The 23875-nt window shown below is 71.8% G+C and carries 23 protein-coding genes and 1 pseudogene; 13 read left to right on the forward strand and 11 right to left on the reverse strand.

What is annotated here, in order from left to right:
• Positions 1-5 precede the first annotated feature (5 nt).
• On the reverse strand, positions 6-863 hold the full coding sequence (locus AB0K00_RS31640) for a PhzF family phenazine biosynthesis protein (protein ID WP_363527690.1): 858 nt from the start codon (positions 861-863) through the stop codon (positions 6-8).
• Positions 864-944: 81 nt separating this feature from the next.
• Here AB0K00_RS31640 and AB0K00_RS31645 point away from each other — a divergent pair.
• Both AB0K00_RS31645 and AB0K00_RS31650 read left to right on the forward strand, forming a co-directional pair.
• Positions 945-2177 (forward strand): annotated as a pseudogene (locus tag AB0K00_RS31645) (CBS domain-containing protein); the annotation flags it as partial.
• Between the two features lie 220 nt (positions 2178-2397).
• Complete coding sequence (locus tag AB0K00_RS31650; RefSeq protein WP_363527693.1) at positions 2398-2988, forward strand: DUF1003 domain-containing protein; 591 nt, start codon at positions 2398-2400, stop codon at positions 2986-2988.
• 32 nt (positions 2989-3020) lie between these two features.
• Here AB0K00_RS31650 and AB0K00_RS31655 read toward each other — a convergent pair whose 3' ends face one another.
• Positions 3021-3611, reverse strand: coding sequence for a class I SAM-dependent methyltransferase (locus AB0K00_RS31655; protein ID WP_363527696.1), 591 nt, complete (start codon positions 3609-3611; stop codon positions 3021-3023).
• 163 nt (positions 3612-3774) lie between these two features.
• Here AB0K00_RS31655 and AB0K00_RS31660 point away from each other — a divergent pair, with 163 nt between their 5' ends.
• Both AB0K00_RS31660 and AB0K00_RS31665 read left to right on the forward strand, forming a co-directional pair.
• Positions 3775-5076 carry a trypsin-like peptidase domain-containing protein gene (locus AB0K00_RS31660; protein ID WP_363527699.1) on the forward strand — a complete coding sequence of 434 codons (1302 nt, stop codon included), beginning with the start codon at positions 3775-3777 and terminating at the stop codon, positions 5074-5076.
• 68 nt (positions 5077-5144) lie between these two features.
• The gene (locus tag AB0K00_RS31665) at positions 5145-5585 is read left to right on the forward strand and encodes a twin-arginine translocase TatA/TatE family subunit (RefSeq protein ID WP_363527702.1); all 441 of its coding nucleotides are present in this window, start codon (positions 5145-5147) and stop codon (positions 5583-5585) included.
• A gap of 340 nt (positions 5586-5925) precedes the next feature.
• On the opposite strand, the gene AB0K00_RS31670 is transcribed toward AB0K00_RS31665, so the two are convergent.
• Positions 5926-6912, reverse strand: a complete 987-nt coding sequence (locus tag AB0K00_RS31670; RefSeq protein ID WP_363527705.1) for a hypothetical protein — start codon at positions 6910-6912, stop codon at positions 5926-5928.
• Positions 6913-7109: 197 nt separating this feature from the next.
• Here AB0K00_RS31670 and AB0K00_RS31675 point away from each other — a divergent pair, with 197 nt between their 5' ends.
• Entirely contained in the window at positions 7110-8252 is a 1143-nt protein-coding gene (locus AB0K00_RS31675) for a P-loop NTPase (RefSeq protein WP_363527708.1), read from the forward strand.
• A 34-nt stretch (positions 8253-8286) separates the two neighbouring features.
• Here AB0K00_RS31675 and AB0K00_RS31680 read toward each other — a convergent pair whose 3' ends face one another.
• Together AB0K00_RS31680 and AB0K00_RS31685 are read right to left on the reverse strand one after the other, a co-directional pair.
• Positions 8287-9825 (reverse strand): leucyl aminopeptidase family protein, encoded by a 1539-nt coding sequence (locus AB0K00_RS31680; RefSeq protein ID WP_363527711.1) that lies wholly within the window; start codon positions 9823-9825, stop codon positions 8287-8289.
• Between the two features lie 91 nt (positions 9826-9916).
• Entirely contained in the window at positions 9917-10084 is a 168-nt protein-coding gene (locus AB0K00_RS31685) for a DUF3117 domain-containing protein (RefSeq protein WP_081971220.1), read from the reverse strand.
• Positions 10085-10316: 232 nt separating this feature from the next.
• On the opposite strand from AB0K00_RS31685, the gene AB0K00_RS31690 reads away from it, so the two are divergent.
• The 4 genes from AB0K00_RS31690 to AB0K00_RS31705 are packed head-to-tail and all read left to right on the forward strand — an operon-like array spanning position 10317 to position 14459.
• Complete coding sequence (locus AB0K00_RS31690) at positions 10317-11111, forward strand: PaaX family transcriptional regulator C-terminal domain-containing protein (protein ID WP_363527714.1); 795 nt, start codon at positions 10317-10319, stop codon at positions 11109-11111.
• Between the two features lie 27 nt (positions 11112-11138).
• Positions 11139-11924 carry an enoyl-CoA hydratase-related protein gene (locus AB0K00_RS31695; RefSeq protein WP_363527717.1) on the forward strand — a complete coding sequence of 262 codons (786 nt, stop codon included), beginning with the start codon at positions 11139-11141 and terminating at the stop codon, positions 11922-11924.
• A 45-nt stretch (positions 11925-11969) separates the two neighbouring features.
• On the forward strand, positions 11970-13226 hold the full coding sequence (locus tag AB0K00_RS31700; RefSeq protein ID WP_363527720.1) for a DUF1800 domain-containing protein: 1257 nt from the start codon (positions 11970-11972) through the stop codon (positions 13224-13226).
• Positions 13227-13235: 9 nt separating this feature from the next.
• Positions 13236-14459 (forward strand): DUF1501 domain-containing protein, encoded by a 1224-nt coding sequence (locus AB0K00_RS31705; protein WP_363527723.1) that lies wholly within the window; start codon positions 13236-13238, stop codon positions 14457-14459.
• Position 14460: 1 nt separating this feature from the next.
• Here the strand turns inward: AB0K00_RS31705 and AB0K00_RS31710 are convergent, their stop codons facing one another.
• From AB0K00_RS31710 to AB0K00_RS31730, 5 genes are read right to left on the reverse strand one after another with little or no spacing between them, the layout of a single operon-like run.
• Positions 14461-15033: a hypothetical protein gene (locus tag AB0K00_RS31710; protein WP_363527726.1), complete on the reverse strand. Its 573-nt coding sequence runs from the start codon at positions 15031-15033 to the stop codon at positions 14461-14463.
• Positions 15034-15057: 24 nt separating this feature from the next.
• A complete protein-coding gene (locus tag AB0K00_RS31715) occupies positions 15058-15621 on the reverse strand; it encodes a GrpB family protein (protein WP_363527729.1) in 564 nt (187 codons plus the stop codon).
• Positions 15622-15664: 43 nt separating this feature from the next.
• Positions 15665-16243 carry a DNA-3-methyladenine glycosylase I gene (locus tag AB0K00_RS31720; RefSeq protein WP_363527732.1) on the reverse strand — a complete coding sequence of 193 codons (579 nt, stop codon included), beginning with the start codon at positions 16241-16243 and terminating at the stop codon, positions 15665-15667.
• 21 nt (positions 16244-16264) lie between these two features.
• Positions 16265-16753 carry an SRPBCC family protein gene (locus AB0K00_RS31725; protein WP_363527735.1) on the reverse strand — a complete coding sequence of 163 codons (489 nt, stop codon included), beginning with the start codon at positions 16751-16753 and terminating at the stop codon, positions 16265-16267.
• Positions 16750-17301: a DivIVA domain-containing protein gene (locus AB0K00_RS31730; protein WP_363527738.1), complete on the reverse strand. Its 552-nt coding sequence runs from the start codon at positions 17299-17301 to the stop codon at positions 16750-16752. Before AB0K00_RS31730 ends, AB0K00_RS31725 begins: the two co-directional genes overlap by 4 nt.
• A gap of 73 nt (positions 17302-17374) precedes the next feature.
• Between AB0K00_RS31730 and folP the strand changes: the two genes are divergently transcribed.
• Entirely contained in the window at positions 17375-18238 is an 864-nt protein-coding gene (gene folP, locus AB0K00_RS31735; protein WP_363527741.1) for a dihydropteroate synthase, read from the forward strand.
• 81 nt (positions 18239-18319) lie between these two features.
• Here the strand turns inward: folP and ndhC are convergent, their stop codons facing one another.
• The gene (ndhC, locus tag AB0K00_RS31740) at positions 18320-18706 is read right to left on the reverse strand and encodes an NADH-quinone oxidoreductase subunit A (RefSeq protein WP_363527744.1); all 387 of its coding nucleotides are present in this window, start codon (positions 18704-18706) and stop codon (positions 18320-18322) included.
• Positions 18707-18847: 141 nt separating this feature from the next.
• Between ndhC and AB0K00_RS31745 the strand changes: the two genes are divergently transcribed.
• From AB0K00_RS31745 to AB0K00_RS31755, 3 genes are all read left to right on the forward strand, one after another.
• Positions 18848-20233 (forward strand): hypothetical protein, encoded by a 1386-nt coding sequence (locus tag AB0K00_RS31745; protein WP_363527747.1) that lies wholly within the window; start codon positions 18848-18850, stop codon positions 20231-20233.
• Positions 20234-20431: 198 nt separating this feature from the next.
• Entirely contained in the window at positions 20432-22279 is a 1848-nt protein-coding gene (locus tag AB0K00_RS31750) for a 2-oxoacid:acceptor oxidoreductase subunit alpha (RefSeq protein WP_363527749.1), read from the forward strand.
• Positions 22272-23300: a 2-oxoacid:ferredoxin oxidoreductase subunit beta gene (locus AB0K00_RS31755; protein WP_363527751.1), complete on the forward strand. Its 1029-nt coding sequence runs from the start codon at positions 22272-22274 to the stop codon at positions 23298-23300. The genes AB0K00_RS31750 and AB0K00_RS31755 overlap by 8 nt, the downstream gene beginning before the upstream one ends.
• Positions 23301-23875 lie beyond the last annotated feature (575 nt).

Raw genomic sequence — 23875 nt, forward strand, 5'->3', positions numbered from 1 at the left:
ACGGGTCAGCCCACGAACGGCGGCACGATCATCTCCCCGGACGCGATCGCCACGACGTGGCCGGAGACCGTCGCCGACACCGCCTCGCCGCCCGCGGCCGTGATCGAGCAGCTCAGCAGGGACGGACGGTGCATCTCGGAGCCCTGACGGATCTGGTACCGGCTGAGCCCGTCGCCCGGCAGCAGCCCCGACGCGACCAGCCAGACCCCGAGTCCCATCGCCGCCGAACCGGTCGCGGGGTCCTCGGCGACGCCGACGTCGGGCACCAGCACCCGGACGTGCGCCTCGTGCCGCTCCGCGTCCCAGTGCAGGACGCTGATGTTGTCGACCAGGCCGCCTGGTCGCAGCCGCCCGACGGCCTCGTCGGTCACGGACAGGAACGTGAACGGCAGCCCGCAGCCTGCCTTCCGCGGCGCGGGCCCGACGTAGTCCGCCTCGTCCAGGCCGACGGCGGCGAGCAGCGGCGCCGGGTCCAGCGCCGGCTCGACGGTCGGCTGGCCGCCGGTGACGATCGCGCTGCCGTGCACCTCGTCGATGCTGATCGGGATCAGGCCCGCCCCGCACTCCTGCACCACGTCGGCGTCCTTGACCAGGCCGTCGCGGTGCAGGGTGACGGCGCAGCCGACGCTGGGATGGCCGGCGAACGGCAGCTCCGTGCCCGGCGTGAAGATCCGCACCCGGTAGGTGGCCTCGGGCACCGTCGGCGGCAGCACGAAGATCGTCTCGGAGAGGTTGAACTCCCGGGCGATCGCCTGCATCTGTTCACCGGCGAGGTCGGCGGCGTCGAAGACGATGGCGAGGGGGTTGCCGGTGAAGGGACGATCGGTGAAGACGTCGACCACCTTGTACCGCACAGTGCTCATGTGTACGAGCCTAGGTGAGCCGGAAGCCCCCGGAGTGGTCCAACGGCGAGCCGGTGGCCTCCTTCAGTAGTCTTGAACCTCGTGAGCACCGCGCCGAGGGTCTATGTCGCGCGCCTCGCCGGCCTGAGCGTGTTCGACCCGAATGGGGACCAGGTCGGTCGGGTGCGGGACGCGGTCGCCCGGGCCCGGACCGATGACCTGCCGCCCAGGGTGGTGGGCCTCGTCGCCGAGATGCCGATGCGGCGGCGGATCTTCCTGCCGATCGGCCGGATCACCGCGATGGAGCCCGATGCGGTGGTGCTCAACACCGGCACCCTCAACCTGCGCCGTTTCGAGAAGCGCCAGGGTGAGCTGCTGGTCCTGGAGGACTTCATCGACCGGCACGTCAGCGTGCCGGCGACCGGCCGCACCGGCACCGTCGTCGACGTCGCTATGGAGGCGGACCGCACCGGGACGTGGGCGTTGAGCCGGGTGGCGGTCCGGGAGTTCACCGGCCGCCTCACCCGCCGTGGCCACCTCAACCAGCTCGAGTGGGGTGAGGTCGCGGGGCTGGTCGGCACCCCCCACGCGCAGGGCACTGCCGGCATCCTCGCGGTGCTCGACAACATGCGCCCCGCGGACCTCGCCAACGTCCTGCAGGACCTGTCGGAGAGCCGCCGCGTCGAGGTCGCCACCGCCCTGGACGACGAACGCCTCGCCGACGTCCTGGAGGAGCTCCCGGAGCACGACCAGTTGGAGATCATGGCCGCGCTGGAGCCTGAGCGGGCCGCTGACGTGCTGGAGGAGATGGACCCGGACGACGCCGCCGACCTGCTCGCCGAGATGCCCAAGGGCGAGCAGGACGTGCTGCTGGACCTCATGCAGCCCGATGAGGCCTCGCCCATCCGCGCGCTGCTGGACTACCTGCCCGGCACCGCCGGTTCGGTGATGACGTCCGAGCCGATCGTCATGGCGCCGCACGAGACGGTCGCCGAGGCCCTCGCCCGCATCCGGGAGCCGCAGCTGTCGCCGGCCGTCGCCGCCGGCGTGTTCGTGACCAGGCCGCCGATGGCGACGCCGACGGGGCGGTACCTCGGTGTCGTGCACTTCCAGCGGCTGCTGCGGGAGCCACCGTCGGCGCTGCTCGGCGGCGTCGTCGACAACGACATCAAGCCGCTTGCCCCGCAGACCACGCTCGGTGAGATCACCCGGCGGATGGCGACGTACAACCTGGTGGTCATGCCGGTCGTCGACGACAACGACCGGCTCGTCGGCGCCGTCACCGTCGACGACGTGCTGGACCATCTGCTGCCGGAGGACTGGCGCGACCGCGAGCACGCCGAACCCGCGTTCCTCAACGCCGCCGGTACCTCGGCGCGCGCCCTCGACGGCAGCGCCGGACGGTTCCTCAACGGGATGAGCGGCCGCGGCCTGGACGGCACGACCGGCGGCACCCCCACTGGCGGCACCCCGACCGGTGGCACGCCCACCGGCACCGGGAACGCCGGCACCGGGAGCGAAGGCAACGGCACGACCGGTGGCGGGGCGGCCGGCAATGGCTGACCGGCGGCGGCTCGACCAGCCGCGGGAGCCGGGGCGGCTGAAGCTGCCACGCTTCGACCCGGAGGCCTTCGGTCAGTGGTCGGAGGGGATCGCCCGGTTCATGGGGACCGCGAAGTTCCTCGTGTACATGACGGTCTTCATCCTCGCCTGGGTCCTGTGGAACACGCTCGCGCCGAGGGGCTGGCAGTTCGACCCGTACACCTTCACGTTCCTCACGCTGATCCTGTCGCTGCAGGCGTCCTACGCGGCGCCGCTGATCCTGCTCGCCCAGAACCGGCAGACCGACCGGGACCGGGTCGCCAGCGATGAGGACCGGCGGCGCGCCGCCGCGCAGAAGGCCGACACGGAGTACCTGGCGCGGGAGATCGCGTCGCTGCGCATCGCCGTCGGTGAGGTGGCGACCCGCGACTTCCTGCGCTCCGAGCTGACCCGGATGAGCGAGGAGCTCGACGAGGCCGCGGTACGCCGGGCCAAGCTGGAGCGCAAGAAGGCGAAGAAGACCGCGCTGGACGAGCCGGTCGAAGAGGACGACCTCAACCCGGACGACGACCCTCCCCGCCGCCGGGCCCGCTCGGCCCGCTGACCATCCCGCCGCTTCGCCGGCCCGCGCCGGCGCTACTGCGCTCTGGCCGCCACGAGGAGGCCCTCGCCGAGGGGCAGGATCGCCGGCACCCAGGCGTCGCTGTCGCGCAGCGCCTTGACCGCCTCCCGCAGCAGGACGGTCTCCGAGTCGCGGATGGTGGGGTCGCTGACCCGTCCCCCGCCGAGCGCGCCCGCCAGCACGAGGGTCCCGCCGGGGCGCAGCAGGCGCTCCGCGGCGGCGGTCACCGCCACGTACTCACTCGGGTCGTGGTCGACGAACACCAGGTCGTAGGCGCGGTCGGCGAGGCGGGGCAGCACGTCCAGGGCCCGGCCGCTGATGATCCGGGTCCGCGACGGCGGGTTGCCGGCCGCGGCGAAGACCCGCCGGGCGACCCGCTGATGCTCCGGTTCGAAGTCGATGGTGGTGAGGACGCCGTCGCGGCGCATGCCGCGCAGCAGCCACCCACCGCTCACCCCCGTGCCGGTGCCGACGTCGACGACGGCCTTGGCGTTGCCGACCGCGGCGACGACCCGCAGCGCCGCGCCCTCGCCCCGGCTGACGGCGGAGATGCCCAGCTCGGCGGCCTGCTCACGGGCGGCGGTGAGCACCGGATCCTCCAGCACGTAGCCGTCGACGAAGTCGGCGAACTGTTGCGCGGCTCTTACGGACGGGGGGATGTCGCACCTCCAGGAGACGTCAATCCCCGCAAGCCTAGGAGACCTCGCCCTCACGTGTGGGATGCCGGCCCGTGTAATGCTGGATGCGAAACGGACGGAGGAGCCGATCGTGACAGACGGTTCGGCCTGGCGTCAGCCTGGCCACGGCGCATCGACCAGCCCCGCTGGCTGGCCGATGCCGCCCGCGCAGCCGCGACCGCAGCCCGCCCCGAGCAGCTGGTGGTCCGACGCCCTCGCAGACCCGTGGCGCGACCCCGACGCGCAGGTCGTCGTGGTCAAGACCCCCGTCGAGGAGCCGCCCGAGCTGGAGAAACCCCCGCCGCCCGGGCCGGGTCCACGGGTCGGCATCGGCCTGGTGCTGATCGTGTCGATCGTCACGGCGCTGCTCGCCGGCGCGCTCGGCGGCACCCTCGGCTACGTCTTCGCCGGCGGCGGCAACAACATCCTCGGCAACTCCCCGCTCGGCAGCGACCCGCCGCTGAACGGCCGCGCACCGGACACCGTCGCGGCCCTGGCGAAGAAGGTCCTGCCGAGCGTCGTCACGATCAGCATCCGGGTCGGCTCCGGCACGTCGCTCGGCTCCGGCTTCGTGGTCTCCGCCGACGGGTACGTCATCACCAACAACCACGTCGTGCAGGGTGGCTCCGGCGCGGCCACGGTCCGTTTCAGCGACGCCTCGGTCGCCCCGGCGACGGTGGTCGGCGGCGACGACGAGTCCGACATCGCCGTGCTGAAGATCGACACCACGGGCCTGCCCGAAGGGCAGCTGCAGCCCGTCGAGTTCGGCGACTCCGACCAGCTGCAGGTTGGTGACCCGGTCGTCGCGGTCGGTGCGCCGCTCGGCCTGACCAGCACCGTCACGTTCGGCGTGGTCAGCTACCTCGACCGCCCCATCCGCACCAGCGAGGGCGGCACCGCCCGCTACTACGCGGCGATCCAGACCGACGCCGCCGTCAACCAGGGCAACTCCGGTGGTCCCCTCTTCGACGGGGCCGGCCGCGTCGTCGGCATCAACTCCGTCATCGGCACGCTGTCGGAGGACCAGGCGACCGCCGGCAACGTCGGGCTCGCCTTCGCCATCCCGATCAACCACGCACGGCGCGTCGCCCAGGACGTCATCAACACCGGCAAGGCCCGCCGCACTGTGATGGGCGTCTCACCGGACCCGAGTTACCGCAACCCGGCCGGTGGAGCCCGCCTCGCGTCCGTCGAAGCCAACGGCCCCGCCGCCGGCGCCGGCCTCCACGCGGGCGACGTCATCCTGGCCGTCAACGGCAAGCCCGTTGAGGAGTTCTGGGACCTGACCGCCCTGATCCGCAAGTACGCTCCTGGTGCCGTCGTCGAGATCCAGTACCTGCGCGGCACCACCAAGGAGAAGACCTCGGTGACCTTGGTCGCCGACGCGAAGTGACCGGTGGGCCCTCCCGTATCGGGCCCGCGGGTGCGTAGGCTGGCGGGCGAGAGCAGGGAGGGCCGGCAATGGGCTTGGAAAACCTCGGTGGCTGGGAGTTCTTGGTCATCATCCTGGTCGGGCTGTTCATCTTCGGCCCCGACCGGCTGCCGAAGGCGATCAGCGACGGCCTGCGCATGCTCCGCAGCGTGCGCCAGATGGCCCGCAACGCCACCGGCGACCTGAGCCGTGAGCTCGGCACCGACATCCAGCTCGAAGACCTCCACCCGAAGGCATTCCTCCGCAAGCACCTGCTGAGCGAGGCCGACGAGGCCGCGCTGCGCCGGCCGCTGCAGGAGATCATCGGCGACGTCCGTGGTGTCGCCGACAGCGTGAAGCGCGACGCCGAGGCAGCCGCCAACGGCATCTCGGCCTCGACCCCGGCGGCGGCATCGGCGGCAGGTTCGGCGCCGGTTCCGCTGGCCAAGCCGGCCCCGGCGGCGCAGCCTTCCTGGGACGACGTCACGTAGGTCCTGCGCCGCTTCACCGACGCACTGGTCCCCCCTTTGCTCCGGTCCGCGTGCGTGCCCCCTTGCTCCAGCCTCCGGTCCGCGTGCGTGCCCCCTCGCTCCGGCGCTCCGGTCCGCGTGCGTGGTCCTCTTGCCCGTATTGGAAGCGCCAGCACGGCTGCTGGAAACGCCAGCACAGCGGCGGCTGAGAAGCGCCAGCACGGCTACGGCCGAGAAGCGCCAGCACGGCTACGGCCTTCGTGGTTCCGCACAGCCTGGCGGCCAAGCGACAGGTAGCGCGTGGCCGGCCCGCCCCCGCGCCAGCAGACCAAGGCCCAGCGCGGGAGCGGACCAGAGCACGTCACCCCACGCGCACCGCTGCCCGCGAGGCCCGTGAGGCCCGGGAAGACCGCGAGGCCCGGGAAGCCGCCCGCCGGTCGCGCTCGATCCAGTCCAACGCGGTCCGCGCCGTATACGCCCACCACCCGATCGTCGCCCCATACCAGTCGCGCAGCTCGGCCGGCGACGGACACGGCTCGCCATAGATCGAGGCCGCCGCGGTGCGGTGCTGCCGCATCTCCAGCGGTGCCCGGTCGGGCCGGCCGAGGACCCGCAGGAGCAGCGCGTGGGCGGTGAACGGCCCGATGCCGGGCAGGGCCAGCAGCGCCGCATACACCTCGTCGGCGGGGCCGGTGCGCAGCCAGTGCTCATCGAGGGCGCTGAGGCCCGTCAGGACCGTGTGCAGGCGCCTGGCGCTCAAGGCGTTGCTCGCATACTGCTTGAGCCCTGCCACGCCGAGCGCGGTCAGCGTGGACATCGGCGGGAACGCGGCATAGGCGACCCCGTCGACCACGCCCTGTGGGCCGTGGTCGGTGAGGAGCCTGCGCTTGTACGCCTTGGCGAACCAGTACGCGGAGCGGTGCACGAGTATGTAGAAGACGGCGCCCTCGGCGAGGGAGGCGAAGCGGACCTGATGGAGGCCTTCGGCGACGGCAAGGATGGGCGCCATCGCCGGGTCGGCCCGGGCCAGCTGCAGGAACGTGTCCCGGTCGTCGCGGAGGCTGAGCCAGTCGCTGACCTGGTCGCCCACTGCCGCGGTCTCCGCCGGGGTGAGTGCGCCGTCGCTGAAGATGGTGACCGCGACGCCGTCGTCACGGCCGACGACTTCGGTGACGACGGCGCGGGCCGGGTCGGTGGGGTGCAGGAACGCGCGGCGGACCCGGCCGTCGACGACGAGCTGGTCGCCGCTGCAGGGGGCGAAGGTCTCCATGGCGCGCAGCGAGCAGGCGAGGTCGAACGGTGCGGTCGCCCGCAGGACGGTGCCGGTGGTGGTGCCGAGTTCAGTCATGCCCCGATTTTCGAACAGGGGTACGACAATTTTCGGGCGGAAAAAACGCCGCGTGCCTCAAGGGGCGAGGCGCGCGGCGTTGCAAACGATCGTCCCATCACCGCGGACGCGGGACAAGGCCGTCGCCGTTCGTGTGATGTGTTACCGCCGGCGGCAGGCAGTCTGAACAGGCCGTGATGTCGACGTACGATGGCGGCATGTCAGCCCCGGCCACCACCGTCGAAGCCGCGATCGCCGCCGCCCTGTCGACCGTCGACGACCCCGAGATCCGTCGCCCGATCACAGAGCTCGGCATGGTCCGCGAGGTCGTCCTGCGCCCCGACGGTGTCGCCGTGATCGGCCTGTTGCTCACGGTCGCCGGCTGCCCGCTGAAGGACAAGCTGCGTAACGACATCACCAACGCGGTCGGCGCGGTCGACGGGGTCACCGGGGTCGAGGTCGACTTCGGGGTGATGACCGCCGAGCAGCGCAAGGACCTGCAGACCAGCCTGCGTGGCGACGTGCAGGAGCCGGTCATCCCGTTCGCCCAGCCGGGCTCGCGGACCAGGGTCTATGCGGTGGCCAGCGGCAAGGGCGGCGTCGGCAAGTCCAGCGTGACGGTGAACCTGGCGGCGGCGCTCGCGGCGAAGAACCTCAAGGTCGGTGTCGTCGACGCGGACATCTACGGTCACTCGGTGCCCCGCATGCTCGGCGCGGACGGCCGGCCCACCCAGGTCGAGTCGATGATCATGCCGCCGTCGGCGCACGGTGTGAAGGTCATCTCGATCGGGATGTTCACCCCTGGCAACACGGCCGTGGTGTGGCGCGGGCCGATGCTGCACCGCGCGTTGCAGCAGTTCCTCGCCGACGTCTACTGGGGCGACCTGGACGTGCTCCTGCTGGACCTGCCGCCCGGCACCGGTGACGTGGCGATCTCCCTGGCGCAGCTGCTGCCGTCGGCGGAGATCCTGGTGGTGACGACGCCGCAGGCCGCCGCCGCGGAGGTCGCCGAGCGGGCCGGCTCGATCGCGCTGCAGACGCACCAGCGCATCGTCGGCGTCGTGGAGAACATGTCGTGGCTGGAGCTGCCCGACGGGCAGCGCATGGAGGTCTTCGGCAGCGGCGGCGGCGCGCAGGTCGCGGAGTCGCTGAGCCGTCTCGTCGGCGCGCCGGTGCCGCTGCTGGGCCAGATCCCCCTGGACACCCGCCTGCGCGAAGGTGGCGACGCCGGCATGCCGCTGGTGCTGTCCGACGCCGCGACGCCCGCCGCGGCCGCGCTGATCGCCATCGCGGACCGGCTCGCGGTGCGGCGGGAGAGCCTCGCCGGCCGGCCGCTCGGCCTCAAACCCGCAGGTCGCTGAGCAAAGGCCGCCAAAGCCGTCAAGAAAAACAGCGTCAGGCGGTGGCCTCGAGCCAGCGCAGCAGGGTCCGGACACCCCAGCCGGTGGCGCCCTTGGTCAGCTCGCCGTCGGCGGAGTCCGCCCACGCGGACGAGGACATGTCCAGGTGCGCCCACTGCTCGCGCAGGCCGCCGGTGAACTCGCGCAGGTAGAGCGCCGCCATCAGCGAGCCGGCGCCGATGTCGGTGGAGTTGACGAGGTCGGCAATGTCGCTGTCGAGGGCCTCGAAGTAGTCGTCGTGCAGTGGCATACGCCACATCGACTCGCCGGCGTCCGCGGCGGCCTCGGCGAGTTGCGTGGCGAGGGTGTCGCTGTGGCTGTAGAGCGCCGCGGTCCGCTTGCCGAGGGCGACGCCCTGCGCGCCGGTGAGGGTCGCCAGGTCGATGATCGCGTCGGGGCGCAGCCGCCGGACGGCGTAGGCCATCGCGTCGCCGAGGACCAGGCGGCCTTCGGCGTCGGTGTTGTAGATCTCGCTGGTGGTGCCGCCGTAGTGGCGGACCACGTCGCCGGGGCGGAACGAGTCGGCGCCGAGCGCGTTCTCCGCGAGCGGCGCGAGGGCGGTGACGCGCAGCGGCAGGCGCAGCGCGGCCGCGGCGAGGGTCGCGCCGATGACGGCGGCGGCGCCGGCCATGTCCTTGCGCATGAGTTTCATGCCCGACAGCGGCTTGACGCAGATGCCGCCGGTGTCGAAGGTGATGCCCTTGCCGACGAGCACGACGTGCCGCCGTGCGCCGCGGGGACGCCAGGACAGCTCGACGAGGCGGGGACCGCGGGTGGAGCCGCCACCGACGGCGAGGATCGCGTTGAACCCCTGCTCGGCGAGGGCCTTCGGGTCGCGGACGGTCGTCGAGACCCCCGGTATCCCGGCGGCGGCCTTCTCGACCCGCTTCGCGAACCAGGCGGGGGTCTTCTCGTCGCTGGGCATGTTGGTGAGGTCCCTGGCGAGGACCGTCGACTCCGCGACGACCTTCGCCAGGGCCAGCCCGGCCGCGAGGTCGGCGGAGGAGACAGCGGACGCGGCGACGGCGCCGGGGGGCGGCACGAGGACGATGCGGCGCAGCGCCGGCGGGTCGTCGGCGCCGAGGCGGAACCGGTAGGAGGCGAGCCACAGCCCCTCCCCGAGCCCGCGCACCGCCGCCGGGGTGACGTCGTCGGGCAGCAGGACCATGAGGGTGGGCTCGGCGCTGGCGGACTTCGCCAGCTTGGCGCCCGCGGCGCGCCAGCCGGCCTCGTCACCGGCGCCGACGCCGACGAAGAGCAGGCGGTCGGGCCGGTGCCCGGCCCGCGGCAGCTTGTGCATGGTGCCGGCCGACCCGGAGTGCTCGACGTCGGCGAGGAACGCCGTGACGTCGTCCAGGTCGGCCGGGCCGAGCTTCAGTCGCGCCAGCGACAGCTGCACGGTGGCGATCCGTGCCGCCGTGAGCTCCGCCGACGATGGGTCGTCAGATGTGGTGTCCACGCTGGCCGGCACGACGACGGCGACCGCGCCGGAGGCGTTGCGGGCCGTGGCGAACCGTATGTCCAGCAAGAGCATGCCTCCACTAGAAGTTTCCGCGCACACCTCGGGGAGCGACCGCCTCGGGGCCACTCAGTTGCGCGGGGTCGTGCCGGATGAACGAAAAGCCTCAGCCAGTGGCGGTCTTCAGCGCCTCGCTGAGCTCGTTGGCCTCATCCTTGGTCATCTCGACGACGAGCCGCCCACCACCTTCCAGCGGGACCCGCATGACGATGCCCCGGCCCTCCTTGGTGACCTCCAGCGGACCGTCGCCTGTCCGCGGCTTCATGGCCGCCATGTTGTCTCCCTTCGCTCCCTGATGTCCCAGACACCAGGTGGCACAGCCGTCCCCGCATGCCCGCGCGGCCTCTCACCAGCGTCGACCGGGACCTGCCTCCCGGCCTTCCGACTCGTGATGAACGCGCCAACAGATGATTTTCCCTGATGATGGCCCCAAGACCCAAACTGGGACGCGAACCATGTGACAACTCCTGGCGGTGGATGCCGGTCAACTGTCACAATAAGCGGCCATGCAGGCCCGGTCCGCCCTCTTTGATCTCTATGGCGACCATCTCCGTCCCCGCGGTGGACGGGCCGCCGTAGCGGCCCTCGTGCGCCTGCTCGCGCCCCTCGGCATCGCCGCGCCCGCCGTCCGGACCGCGGTGTCGCGGATGGTGCGGCAAGGCTGGCTGCACCCTTTACGGTTGCCGACCGGCCCGGGCTACGGCATCACCCCGAAGGCGGCACGGCGGCTCGACGCGGCAGGTGCCCGCATCTACCGCACGCCGAAGGGCAGCACCGCCGAGGCCGCCTGGGACGGACGGTTCGATCTCATCACGTTGGACCCGCCGCAGCACCGAGGCGCGCGGGCGAGACTCGTCGCCAACCTCGGATTTCTCGGGTACGGGGCGATCGACCCCTCCACCTGGATCGCGCCGCGCCCCGGCGAGGGCGTCGACGCCCTGCTCGCCGAGGCGGGGGTCCGGTTCGACCGGTTCAGCGCCAGTCACGTCGCTGGCGGCGGGTCGCTCGTGTCGCGGGCCTGGGACCTGGACGAGATCGGCGCCGCATACGAGCAGTTCGTCGCGAGGCTCACGCCGGTGGTGTCGGGCATCGGCCCGGGCACCGACGACGAGCGGGCGTACGCGGCCAGGTTCACGCTCGTGCACGCCTGGCGGGCGTTCCTGTTCCGGGACCCGCAACTGCCGCAGGAACTGCTGCCGCAGCGCTGGCCGGGCACCGCGGCGGCGGCGTTCTTCGACCGGCACGCCGGTCGGCTGCGGCCCGCCGCCGACCGTTACGTTGACCAGTGTCTGCACAGCTAGGCAGCACCACCGGAGAAAGGGAACCGCATGAGTCTGCAGGTCGAGCGCAATGGCGCGGTCGCCGTCGTGACCCTGAACCGTCCCGAGGCCCTCAACGCGCTGGACACGGCGACCAAGGTCGCCCTTCGCGACACGCTCACGGAACTCGCCGGCGACCCGGGCGTGCGGGCGGTCGTCCTCGCGGGTGCCGGCCGGGCGTTCTGCGTCGGGCAGGACCTCCGCGAGCACGTCACGTTGCTGGAGGCGAGCGACCCGGCGCCGCTGTCGACGGTCCGGGAGCACTACAACCCGGTCGCGGAGCTGATCGTCGGCATGCCGAAGCCGGTGATCGCCGCGGTGCGGGGCATGGCGGCCGGCGCCGGCGCGTCCCTGGCGCTGCTGGCGGACTTCCGGGTCGGCGGGCCGGGGACGAAGTTCCTGATGGCGTTCGCCAACGTGGGGCTGGCCGGTGACACCGGCGTGTCGTGGACGCTGCCGCGGCTGATCGGCCACGCGAAGGCGACGGAGCTGCTGATGCTCGCCGAGCCCGTGGACGCGGCCACCGCCGACCGGCTGGGCATGCTGTCCAGGCTGGTCGAGGAGGACGAGCAGGTGCTGCCGGCCGCGCTGGCCCTCGCCGAGCGGCTGGCCGCCGGTCCGACCGTGGCGTACGGGCAGATCAAGCGCCAGCTCGCGACCGGCGGATCGGCCGGGCTGAGCGAGACCCTGGAGCTGGAGGCCGACGCGCAGGCCGTCTGCGGCCGGACCACGGACCATCAGGCATCGACGGCCGCCTTCGTGCAGAAGCAGAAACCGGTCTTCAACGGGGCCTGACCGCGGCTTTACCTGCCTCGAACACGCGGGTCCTACTGTGACGGCATGGCCGACCGGAAAGCACTCGCACACCTGCTGCGCCGCGCGACCTTCGGACCGACCGCCGAGGAGGTCGACGCGGCGGAGCGGGCAGGCGCCACCGCGACCCTCGACGCCCTCCTAAACCCGCCGACCGCCGACGGAGGCGCCGCCCGTACCCCCGTGCCGAAACTGCCACCGGTGCTGAATGCCAAAACCGAACGGGCCGAGCAGATCCGCGCCGTGGGCTCCTGGTGGCTGGACCGGATGGTCCAGGCCGAGCACCAGCTGCCGGAGAAGCTGACGTTCTTCTGGCACGGGCACTGGGCGACCTCGGCGGACAAGGTGAAGTCCGGTCCGCTGATGCTCGGCCACCAGCAGACCCTGGCCCGCACCGCGCTCGGCGACTTCGGCACGATGGTGCGCGCCATGCTGCGCGACCCGGCGCTGATCATCTGGCTGGACGGGCAGAAGAACACCGTCAAGGCACCCAACGAGAACCTCGCCCGCGAGCTGATGGAGCTGTTCACCCTCGGCGTCGGGCACTACACGGAGCAGGACGTCCGGGAGGGCGCCAGGGCGCTGACCGGCTGGGTCGTCGACACGAAGACCGGCACGGCCAGCCTCAACCCGAAGCGGCACGACACGAAACCGAAGACGATCCTCGGCCGCACCGCCGACCTCGACGCCGACGGGTTCGCGGCGCTGCTGCTCGAGCAGCCGGCGTCCCCGGAGTTCATCGCGCGTCGGTTGTGGCTGCGGTACTGCAGCGACGCCCCGATCCCTCAGCCCACCCTCGACGAGGCGAAACGGCAGCCGACCACGTCGGCGATGCTGCGGGTGCTGTTGCTCGCCGACGGCCACGCGGAGCTGGTGAAGCAGCCGGTGGAGTGGCTCGTCGGCGCGCTGCGGCAGCTGGGGCTGCGCCCCGGTGACCTGCCGGACAACCAGCGCAAGCAGCTGCAGAGCGGGCTCAACCAGCTCGGTCAGGTGCCGCTGCGACCGCCGAGCGTCGGCGGCTGGCCGGCCGGCGCCGCCTGGCTCACCACGTCGGCGACCCAGGCCCGGCTGAAGCTCGCGCAGCTGCTGGCCGGCAAGGCCCCGCAGCCGTTCCTGGACCGTCTCGGCGCGGCACCGCAGGCACAGCGGGTCGACGCCCTCGCCCGGCTGCTCGTCGTCGACGCGTTCACCGACCGGACCCGCGCCGCGCTCACCCCGGCCGCCGCGGACCCCCGCAAGCTCCTGGCCCTGGGTCTGGCGAGCCCCGAATACGCGATCCAGTAGGAGGCGGACATGGACACCGTGACCCGGCGCAAGTTCCTGATCACCAGCGGCGTCGTCGGCGGCGCCGCCCTGGCCGCCGGCGGCGCGTGGACGCTGCGTGACGTCTTGGACACCACCACCTGGGACGACCGGCCCGGCGACGCGAAGACGCTCGTCCTGGTGACCCTGTACGGCGGCAACGACGGCCTCGCCAATGTGATCCCGTTCGCGGAGAAGGGCTACCGGGAGGCGCGCAACGAGCTCGCGTACACCGCCGAGGAGGTCATCCGGCTCGACGACACCGTCGGGCTGAACCCGGCCCTGACCGGCTTCAAGCGGATGTACGACGCGAAGAAGCTCGCCATCGTCCGCGGCGTCGGGTACCCGAAGCCCGACCACAGCCATTTCCGGTCGATGGACATCTGGCAGACCGCGCAGCCGGACCGCCCCGGCAACACCGGCTGGCTGGGCCGCTGGCTGGACACGTTCGGCGGTGACCCGCGGCACGCGGTCTCCTTCGAGCCGGTGCTGCCGCCGCTGCTTGCCGGTGCGACGAGCGCGGGCGCGGCGGTGCCGGTGACGGGTCTCGCGCTGCCCAACGGGGTGCGGACCGCGACCCTGGAGCAGTTCGGCGCGGCGTCGGCCGGCGAGCCGCCGCTGCAGGCCAGGGCCGCCCGCGCGTTCGCGGACCTGGTCAGCGTCGACAGCCTGATCCACAGCGCCGACGACGATCCCGCCGACGCCGACGACGAGGGCGGCGGCACCGGTACCGGCGGCCGGTCGGATTTGAAGGCGCAGCTCGATCTGGTCGCCCGGTGCGTCGAGGCGAACGTCGCGACCCGGGTCTTCTCCGTGTCGCTGGGCGGCTTCGACCTGCACGCCGAGGAGCGCGGCTCGCAGGAGAGCCTGCTCAAACGCCTCGACGAGGCGCTGACCGGGTTCGCGGAGCGGATGGCGAAGACCGAGGCGGGCCGCAAGGTCGTCGTCGCCGTCTACTCCGAGTTCGGCCGGCGGGTGGCCGCGAACGGCTCCGACGGCACCGACCACGGCACGGCGTCGAACATGTTCCTGCTCGGCAGCCCCGTCGTCGGCGGCCTGTACGGCGAGCAGCCGAGCCTGTCGGACCTGGACAACGGCGACCTGAAGTTCACCACCGACTTCCGGTCCGTCTACGCGACGCTGCTCAAGGACGTCCTGGACGCCGACCCGCAGCAGATCCTCGGCTACGACAAGGCCCTGCAGGGCGTGGTGTGACTCAGTCCTCTTCGGGATCCTGGTTGGCCTCGGCGCCGAGCACGAACGCCTGCATCGCGAGCTCGTCGCCGGCGGGCCAGACGAACGCCGGCAGCTCCGCCGGGCCGAGGTCGCGCACGTAGGTCCAGAACTCGCGGACCGCCTCGGCCGGTGATGCCGCCTCGATCGGCAGGTCCACGCTGACCAGCCAGGTCCGCTTTCCTGGGACGCCGGCGACAGCGGCGTTGCTCGCGGCCTCCCTGGCGCTGGTGAGGCCTGCGGGGCCCGGGCCGGCCGCGGGCCCTGCCGGGGTGGCGGCGTCCGTCACCGCGGTGAAGGCGGCCTCGTCGATCGGGTGCGCCCCCGGCTCGAGGGTGGCTGCGAACGGCAGCGGCGCGTCGACCAGGTTGACCGTGTAGCGCAGCCGGCCCTCGGCGTCGGCGCGGGCGACGCCGAAGACGACGGGCGGGTCGAGCGCGGCGACCAGCAGCGCCTCGTCACCGGCCGGTAGCGCGCCGCCCGGCGCGAACTGCGCGGCGTAGAGACGCTCCTGCGAATACCGCTCCTCGGAAACAACCACCGCCCACGTCGCCATGACCCATTGGATCATCCGGTCGGCTCAGCGCTGCTCGACGGTCCAGCCCGTCTGGTCGGCCCACTGCTCGGCGCGGTCGAGCATGTCGAAGATGAACTCGGTCTTCGCCCGCGTGTAACGCTCCCGGTCGTCCGCGTAACGGACCGCGAGCCGCCGCTTCACCTGCGCATATGCGTCGGCGGCGAGCTCGTGGTTGCGCAGGAAGTCGACGAAGAGCAGCTGGACCCGCTCGTGGGAGGAGCCTCGGGAGGTGACGTGGACGTGCCTGGTGCGCGGCGGCGCGGCGGGCCGGTAGAACGACCAGGACGCGGCCGCGTCGCGGTGCGCCAGGGCCATCCCGGTCGACTCGACGGCGGCCCGGTAGCCCTCGCGGTCGTGCTCGTCGGCGACGACGACGAGGATGTCGATGACGTTCTTCGCGGCGAGGCCGGGCACGGCCGTGGAGCCGATGTGCTCGATGCGCAACGCCACCGGGCCGAGCGCGTCGGCCAGCTCGTCGCGGTAGTAGGCGAACTTCGCCGGCCAGCCCTGGTCATAGTCGACCAGGTCGAGTGGACCCCCGTAGTCGGCGGCGAACTCGGCGGTCATCCGTCCACACTCCCGTCGCTCGCCGGGTGATCGTCAGTCCGGATCATGGCCGGTCGAGCTGCACAAAACAAGAGGCGAGGTGGTCGTCCACCATGCCGGTGGCCTGCATGAGCGCATAGGCGGTCGTCGGGCCCACGAACCGGAACCCGTGCCGCTTCAACGCCTTGGCCAGGGCCTTGGACTCCTCGGTGACCGCCGGCACCTCGGCGAAACTGGCGGGGCGGGCCGCCCGCGGCTGCGGCGCGAAGGACCACAGCAGCGCGGCGATCCCGTCGGGCAGCTCGGTGGCGGCGCGGGCGTTGGCGATCGCCGCCTCGATCTTCGCCCGGTTGCGCACGATGCCGGCGTCGGCGAGCAGCCGCTCGACGTCGGCCTCGCCGAACTCGGCGACCTTGGCGATGTCGAAGCCGGCGAACGCGGCGCGGAACGCGGGCCGCTTGCGCAGGATCGTGATCCACGACAGGCCGGACTGGAACGCCTCGAGGGTGAGCCGCTCATAGAGCCCGTTGTCGTCACGGACGGGGCGGCCCCACTCCGTGTCGTGATAGACCGCATAGTCCGGCGTGGAGCCGCCCCACGCGCACCGGGCCAGCCCGTCGTCACCGATGACCACATCAACCACGTCACGGAATCTACTGCAGCCCTACGACAGTTTCCCCGCCTCGACCAACCGGGCGAAACGGCGCAGGGCACCGGTGAGGCCGGCCTTGGAGCCGGGCCAGAGCACCGGCCAGGCGGCCTTCCCGGCGACCCCGGCCGGCAGGTGGAACCACTCGTGCCACACGACCTGGGTGCGTCCCGCGCCCAGTGGCGTGCAGCGCAGCACCCCGGGGCCGCGCAGCACCTTGCCGTGGTGCACGACGCGGACCTCGTAGGGCGGGTCGACCTTCACCACGCGCATGAGATCGCGCAGCGAGGCGGGCCCGACCCGGGTGACCGCCTCGATGGAACTGCCCTCGCCGCCGTCGCCGGACAGCACCCGTACCTTCGTGAACGGGATCCAGTCGCTCTGCCGGGGCCAGTCGATGAGCGCGGCGAAGACCCGCTCGGCGGGTGCCCGGACGATCACCGTCGCGGTCACCTCGCCGGTGCCGGGCTGTGCGACCGCGTCGTCGAACGACGGATCGGTCACTTCACCACCGGGGAAGGACTGCCCCACGTCTCGTCGCTGGGCAGCCCCCAGCTGTTCGCCGCGCCGTCCTCGGGCTTGTCGTCGTCGGCGACGTCCGCGTCGGTGGCGGTGGCAGCGGCGGGCTTGTCGAGGTCGACCACGGGCGCCTCGACCGGCGCGACCGGGACGACGTTGGTGCCGCCGGCGCCGGTGACCGCGGCCTCGCGGGCGTCGCGCAGCGCGTCGGCGTCCTCGGTGCGACCGTCGCGCAGCGCCCTGACCTCGGCTTCGAGGACCTGGATCAGCTCCTCCTTGTAGCCGATGTCGTAGCCGGCGCGGCGCAGCGCCGCGTCGACCTGCGCCATGCGGTATCCGCGGAGGGTGGTGTCGAAGCGCACGTGCCCGACGTCACCCTCGACCAGCGGCCGGGACGAGGGCAGCGGCACAGCGCGCCCGTCGGGCTCGTGACCTTCGATCCCCGGGTCGTCGCCGGTGATCAACAAGGACACGCCGAACCCGATGGCCCCGACGACCACGGCGGCGATCAACACCAGGAGGAACTCAGCCATAGGGGGAATCGTGGCACGCTGACTGGGCGCGGGCGACCCCGGCACACCCATCTGAAGGAAAGACGGAGGATCCATGATGTTTCGGCTGGGCGGCCGGCAGTTCACCGACGGTGACTACGCGGTGATGGCGATCGTGAACCGGACCCCCGACTCGTTCTTCGACCGGGGCGCGACGTTCGCGGAGGACGCCGCGCTGCGGGCGGTCGAGGCGGCGGTCGACGAGGGCGCGGACATCATCGACATCGGCGGGGTGAAGGCCGGACCGGGCAGCACCGTGGACGCCGCGGAGGAGCTGCGCCGGACCCTGCCGACGGTCGCCAAGGTCCGGGAACGCTTCCCTGACGTGGTCATCTCCATCGACACGTGGCGGGCCGAGGTGGCCCGGGAGGTCATCGCGGCCGGCGCCGACCTGATCAACGACACGTGGGCGGGCGCCGACCCGCAGCTCGCGGCGGTCGCCGCGGAGACGGGCGCCGGCCTGGTCTGCTCCCACGCGGGCGGGCTCACCCCGCGGACCCGGCCGCACCGCGCGGCCTTCGGGGATCCGGTCGAGGATGTGGTACGCACCGTGACGGCCCTTGCCGAACGGGCGGTGTCGCTGGGGGTCCGGCGGGACGGCATCCTCATCGATCCGGCGCATGATTTCGGAAAGAACACCCGGCACTCACTCGCCATCACCAACCGGCTCGACGAGATGACGGCGACCGGATGGCCGGTGCTGGTGGCGCTGTCGAACAAGGACTTCATCGGCGAGACCCTCGACCTGCCGGTCGGCGAGCGCCTCGAGGGCACCCTCGCCGCGACGGCCGTGTCGGCGTGGTTGGGCGCGCGGGTCTTCCGGGCGCACCAGGTGCGGGCGACCCGCCGGGTCCTGGACACGGTCGCAGCGATCCGCGGCGACCGCCAGCCCGCCGTCGCCCGGCGCGGCCTGGCCTGAGCCCGCGTCCGGCGGCCGTCAGGCCGGGCGGTCGTCAGGTCCGGCGGCGTCGGGTCCGGCGGTCGTCAGGTCCAGCGGTCGTCAGGTCCAGCGGAGGATGCGCTTGCGCCACGCGTACAGGATCCCGAGGGCGAGGACCGCGACGAAGATCGCCATCTCGACGACGGCGGCGGTCCCGAACCCGGGCCGGTCGAAGATCACCGCCCACGGGAAGAGGAACACGCTCTCGACCGCGAACAGTGCGTACAGGAATGCATACACGTAGTAGCGGATCTGGGCCTGCGCCCAGTCGCCACCGACCGGGTCGAGCCCACATTCGTAGGTGTCGAACTTCGCGGCGGTGGCACCACTGTCAGCCGATCGGCGGGGTCCTAGCAGCCGAGCAGTCGTAAAGGCGGCGACGAAAACACCGGCGCCGACCAGAAGCAGGATGCCGAGCGTCGCATAACCACCCAGATAACCACTCACAACACGCACCGTACTCGCATAACCACGATCTCCGAGATGCCGAAAACCCGAACTTGTCTAGATAATGAGCTTCCTTGCCCTACGGCAAGGAAGGCACCCCCAAGAGCACGCGAACCGCCGCCGAGATACGAGGACGCCCTAATGGAAGCACCCGCGCGCCGCCGCGCTCGGCTTCGTGCTGCCTTCATCGCGCTGAGCACCGTCTGTTCGCTGCTGTTCACGCTCTCCCCCGCCGCGTATGCGGAGCCGGACCCTGAGCAGTCGACCGAGGCACCGACGGACCCGCCGGTCACCACCGACGCGCCGCCGCCGAGCCCCGACCCGACGACCCAGGCCCCGCCGCCGCCGACCGAGGAGCCCCCGCCGCCGCCGAAGGTCCGCAAGTTCGCGGTGACGGTCAGCGACGTCGTGCTCGGCGACGGGTACTGGCAGGGCGACGGCTCGTCCAAGCTGGTCATCTCGGTGCAGAACCTCGGCGACATCCCCGAGACAATCACCGGCTTCTACACGTTCCCCAGCGGCACCCGCGCGACCGGCGCCTACGGCACCGACGGCTGCACGAGCAGCAACGGCACGCTGAGCTTCAGCTGCCCGCTCGGTCCGGGCAAGATCGGCCACGTCGTGGTAAACGTCGACGTCGCGCTGGACGCGTGGCGGCTGTCGGGATCCGGCAACGTGACCGCGGTGATGGAGAACTTCCCGCAGAAAGTGCGAAATTTCTCAATCACCTTCAGTACCAAGCCGCCGGTGCCCGGCATCGAGCTCATGGCCGACCCGCTGACCCTCCCGGCACAGGCCACGGCGCACGCGGAGAACGCGACCCTGCAGGTCAAGCTGCGCAACACCGGCTCGGCGAAGGCCGCCGGCGCGGTCGAGGTGGTCACCCCGCCAGGTGTCGACGTGGTGACGTTCCCCAGCGCCTGCAAGGTGAAGAAGAAGCTGTCGCCCGAACGGGACCGCTGTGAGCTGGGCGACGTCGCCGCGGGTAAGGACATCTCGGCAAGCTTCGTGCTGTCGATCAGCGCGTCCGCGCGGGCCGAGGTGCCGCTCACCGGCGCGGTGCACGGCTACCTCGCGCCGATCGGCCGGGACGCGGTCGAGACCCGCGCCGACTACAAGATCAGCGGCCCGCCCCTCGCCGGGGAGTCGCCGCTGCCGACCGAGGCACCGGCGTCGCCGGCGGCCGTGGCGGTCGTCGCCACCACCGACACCGGGAAGCGCCAGCGGCCCACGAACGGGCTGCTGACCAGCGATCCGCTGTCCAGCCTGCCGTTCGTGGGAGGGATCATCGGCCTGGTCGCGCTGGTCGGCTTCCTGGTGGTGTTCTCACTGCGCCGGCGCCTGCGCGACGACTCCGGCGCGCCGCCGGCCGCGGAGCAGCCGGTCACCGTGCCGGCCCAGCGCACAAGTGACGAAGATCTACTGGCGGTGCAGCCCCCGCGCTCACCGATCCCCCGGTCACTGACCCTGCCGAGGCTGCCCAGCGGCCCGGTCGCGGGGTCAGGCTTCCGCAAGACCGAGGAATAAGCGCAGAATAGCGGAATTTGTGCGGTTCCACGGCAGCCGCACAAATCCGGGATCCGACCCACACGGGCAACTGCGGCGGCGGCAGGCGCGGAGCTTCGACGTACCCTCTGAGTGTCAAGAAGGATCGGGCCGGCTCGACGACGTGGTCGCACCACCGCATCCGGAGTTCCCGCCGGCTTTAACAGGAGGTCAGCTCACGTGACCAAGCAGGTCCGCCAGCTGGATCGAGTGGTCATCAGGTTCGCTGGCGACTCCGGCGACGGCATGCAGCTCACCGGTGACCGGTTCACGTCGGAAACCGCGCAGCTCGGCAACGACATCTCGACCTTGCCCAACTTCCCCGCGGAGATCCGCGCGCCCGCCGGCACCCTGCCGGGCGTGTCGAGTTTCCAGGTCCATTTCGCCGACTTCGACATCCTGACGCCGGGTGACGCGCCCAACGTCCTGGTGGCGATGAACCCCGCGGCCCTCAAGGCCAACCTCGCCGACCTGCCCAAGGGCGCCTCGATCATCGTCAACACCGACGAGTTCACCAAGCGCAACCTGGCCAAGGTCGGCTACGCCAGCAACCCCCTCGAGGACGGCTCCCTCGACGGCTGGGCCGTCGCGCCCGTTGGGCTGACCTCGATGACGGTCAAGGCCCTGGAGACGCACGGCGTGTCGAAGAAGGACGCCGAGCGGGCCAAGAACATGTTCGCGCTCGGCCTGCTGTCGTGGATGTACTCGCGGCCGCACGAGTCGACGCTGCGCTTCCTGGAGCGCAAGTTCGCCGCCCGCCCGGAGCTGGTCGCCGCCAACATCGCCGCCTTCAAGGCCGGGTGGAACTTCGGCGAGACCACCGAGAACTTCGCGGTGCGGTATGAGGTGAAGCCGGCCAAGATGACCGCCGGCAACTACCGCAACATCACCGGCAACGCCGCGCTCGCCCTGGGCATCGTGGCCGCCGGGGTGCGCGCGGAGCTGCCCGTCTTCCTCGGCGCCTACCCGATCACCCCGGCCTCGGACATCCTGCACGAGCTGAGCAAGCACAAGAAGTTCGGCGTCACGACCGTCCAGGCCGAGGACGAGATCGCCGCGATCGGCGTGGCCCTCGGCGCGGCCTACGGCGGCGCGCTGGGCGTGACGACCACGTCGGGGCCGGGTGTCGCGCTCAAGGGCGAGACCATCTCCCTGGCCGTCGCCCTCGAGCTGCCGCTGCTCATCATCGACGTGCAGCGGGCCGGCCCGTCCACCGGCCTGCCGACCAAGACCGAGCAGGCCGACCTCAACATGGCCCTGTTCGGCCGGCACGGCGAGGCCCCGGTCGCGGTCATCGCGCCGCGTTCCCCCGCCGACTGCTTCAACGCCGCGATCGAGGCGGCCAGGATCGCGCTCACCTACCGCACGCCGGTCATCCTGCTCTCCGACGGCTACATCGCCAACGGCTCCGAGCCGTGGCGGCTGCCCGAGGTCGCCGACCTGCCCGACCTGCGCACCGAGTTCGCGACCGAGCCCAACGGCGAGGACGGCACCACGTTCCTGCCCTACCTGCGGGACCCGGTGACCCTGGCCCGGCCGTGGGCGGTGCCCGGCACGCCCGGCCTCGAGCACCGCATCGGCGGCCTGGAGAAGGCCGACAAGACCGGCGACATCTCCTACGACCCGGCCAACCACGACTTCATGGTGCGCACCCGCGCGGCCCGGATCGAGGGCATCGAGGTGCCCGACGTGGAGGTCGAGGACCCCGACGGCACCGCCCGCGTCCTGGTGCTCGGCTGGGGCTCCACCTACGGCCCGATCGGTGCCGCCGCCCGGGCCCTGCGCCAGCGGGGACTGCCGATCGCGCAGGCGCACCTGCGGCACCTGTCGCCGCTGCCGAAGAACCTCGGCGCGGTGCTCGCAGCCTACGACAAGGTCGTCATCCCGGAGATGAACCTCGGTCAGCTGGCCGGCGTCATCCGCTCGAAGTTCCTGATCGACGCGATCGCGTACAACCAGGTCCGCGGCCTGCCATTCACCGCTGCGGAGCTAGAGTCGGTGCTGGAGGAAGTGGTCAAGAATGCCTGAGGCGCTCAAGCTGACGATGAAGGACTTCAAGTCCGACCAGGAGGTGCGCTGGTGCCCCGGCTGCGGGGACTACGCGATCCTGGCGGCGGTCCAGTCGTTCATGCCCGAGCTCAACATCCCGCGCGAGCGGATCGTGTTCGTCTCCGGCATCGGCTGCTCGTCCCGCTTCCCGTACTACATGAACACCTACGGCATGCACTCGATCCACGGCCGCGCGCCGGCGATCGCGAGCGGCCTGTCGGTGTCCCGCCCCGACCTGTCGGTGTGGGTGGTGACCGGTGACGGTGACGCGCTGTCGATCGGCGGCAACCACCTGATCCACGCGCTGCGCCGCAACGTCAACCTGAAGATCCTGCTGTTCAACAACAGGATCTACGGCCTGACCAAGGGCCAGTACTCGCCGACGTCCGAGATCGGCAAGATCACCAAGTCGACGCCGGCTGGGTCGGCGGACTCGCCGTTCAACCCGATCTCCCTCGCCCTGGGCGCGGAGGCGAGCTTCGTCGCGCGGACCATCGACTCGGACCGCAAGCACCTGCAGTCGGTGCTGCGGGCCGCGGCCGAGCACCGCGGTTCGGCGTTCGTGGAGATCTACCAGAACTGCAACATCTTCAACGACAACGCGTTCGAGGTGCTGAAGGACCCGTCCACCAGGGACGACTACATCATCCGGCTCGAGCACGGCCAGCCGATCACGTTCGGCAAGGACGGCGAGTGGGCGGTGACGCACCCGCCCGGCGGCTTCGGCCTGTCCGTGGTGCCGACCGCGTCCGTGCCGGCCGGCGAGATCGTCGTGCACGACCAGACCGTCGCCGAGCCGGCGTATGCGTTCGCGCTGTCCCGGCTGCCCGGCCTCGACCTGCGCAACACGCCGATCGGGGTGTTCCGCTCCGTGGACCGGCCCGCTTACGACGACCTGGTCCGCGACCAGCTCACCGCGGCGAAGGCCAAGGCGAAGGGCACCCCGGAAGAGGAACTCGGCGCCCTGCTCAACAGCGGCGACACCTGGACGATCCTGTAGGCAACCGACGACGGACGCGGCGCGTCTGAAGAGGTAGCGCACCGACACGTCGGTGAGCCCTCCCTGAGGTGGGGTGGCAGCGCAACGGGGTAACCCTCCGAAGCCCTGCCACTCCATCTGGGCCACCGGGCCCAGCAGCGCAGACTACGGCCGGTGAGGACGCCGAAGATCAATTTCCCCCGGTCGGGTATCGTGTTGGTGAAACGGCCGGCGACACATCGACATCGCGTCCTTCGAACTGGCGCAGTAGCGGCTGTTCAACGGTCGAGCAGCGGCCATTCGACGGTCGACGGCGTAGGTGCGGGTGTCCGACGGTCGACGGCGCGGACGCGGCGTAACAGCGGCTGCTCCGCCGCTCGACGGCGTAGATGCGGTTGTCCGACGCTCGACGGCAACGCCGCGGCTGTCCGCCGGCGTAACAGCGGCCGCTCCGCCATTCGACGGCGTAGGTGCGGCTGTCTTCGACGGTCGACGGCGCAGATGCGGCAATTCGACGGCGTAACAGCGGCTGCTCCGCCGTCCGACGGCGTAGGTGCGGTTATCCGACGGTTGCCGGCGCGGACCCGGCGTAGGTG

Origin of the sequence: Dactylosporangium sp. NPDC049525, assembly GCF_040676755.1 — a bacterium.
GTDB lineage: Bacteria > Actinomycetota > Actinomycetes > Mycobacteriales > Micromonosporaceae > Dactylosporangium.

Excerpts from the sequence above, each read along its gene's own strand:
- AB0K00_RS31640 (WP_363527690.1), bottom strand. The coding sequence starts at position 863 with ATGAGCACTGTGCGGTACAAGGTGGTCGACGTCTTCACCGATCGTCCC.
- AB0K00_RS31650 (WP_363527693.1), top strand. The coding sequence starts at position 2,398 with ATGGCTGACCGGCGGCGGCTCGACCAGCCGCGGGAGCCGGGGCGGCTG.
- AB0K00_RS31665 (WP_363527702.1), top strand. The coding sequence starts at position 5,145 with ATGGGCTTGGAAAACCTCGGTGGCTGGGAGTTCTTGGTCATCATCCTG.
- AB0K00_RS31670 (WP_363527705.1), bottom strand. The coding sequence starts at position 6,912 with ATGACTGAACTCGGCACCACCACCGGCACCGTCCTGCGGGCGACCGCA.
- AB0K00_RS31675 (WP_363527708.1), top strand. The coding sequence starts at position 7,110 with ATGTCAGCCCCGGCCACCACCGTCGAAGCCGCGATCGCCGCCGCCCTG.
- AB0K00_RS31680 (WP_363527711.1), bottom strand. The coding sequence starts at position 9,825 with ATGCTCTTGCTGGACATACGGTTCGCCACGGCCCGCAACGCCTCCGGC.
- AB0K00_RS31685 (WP_081971220.1), bottom strand. The coding sequence starts at position 10,084 with ATGGCGGCCATGAAGCCGCGGACAGGCGACGGTCCGCTGGAGGTCACC.
- AB0K00_RS31690 (WP_363527714.1), top strand. The coding sequence starts at position 10,317 with ATGCAGGCCCGGTCCGCCCTCTTTGATCTCTATGGCGACCATCTCCGT.
- AB0K00_RS31695 (WP_363527717.1), top strand. The coding sequence starts at position 11,139 with ATGAGTCTGCAGGTCGAGCGCAATGGCGCGGTCGCCGTCGTGACCCTG.
- AB0K00_RS31700 (WP_363527720.1), top strand. The coding sequence starts at position 11,970 with ATGGCCGACCGGAAAGCACTCGCACACCTGCTGCGCCGCGCGACCTTC.
- AB0K00_RS31705 (WP_363527723.1), top strand. The coding sequence starts at position 13,236 with ATGGACACCGTGACCCGGCGCAAGTTCCTGATCACCAGCGGCGTCGTC.
- AB0K00_RS31710 (WP_363527726.1), bottom strand. The coding sequence starts at position 15,033 with ATGGCGACGTGGGCGGTGGTTGTTTCCGAGGAGCGGTATTCGCAGGAG.
- AB0K00_RS31715 (WP_363527729.1), bottom strand. The coding sequence starts at position 15,621 with ATGACCGCCGAGTTCGCCGCCGACTACGGGGGTCCACTCGACCTGGTC.
- AB0K00_RS31730 (WP_363527738.1), bottom strand. The coding sequence starts at position 17,301 with ATGGCTGAGTTCCTCCTGGTGTTGATCGCCGCCGTGGTCGTCGGGGCC.
- folP (WP_363527741.1), top strand. The coding sequence starts at position 17,375 with ATGATGTTTCGGCTGGGCGGCCGGCAGTTCACCGACGGTGACTACGCG.
- AB0K00_RS31745 (WP_363527747.1), top strand. The coding sequence starts at position 18,848 with ATGGAAGCACCCGCGCGCCGCCGCGCTCGGCTTCGTGCTGCCTTCATC.
- AB0K00_RS31755 (WP_363527751.1), top strand. The coding sequence starts at position 22,272 with ATGCCTGAGGCGCTCAAGCTGACGATGAAGGACTTCAAGTCCGACCAG.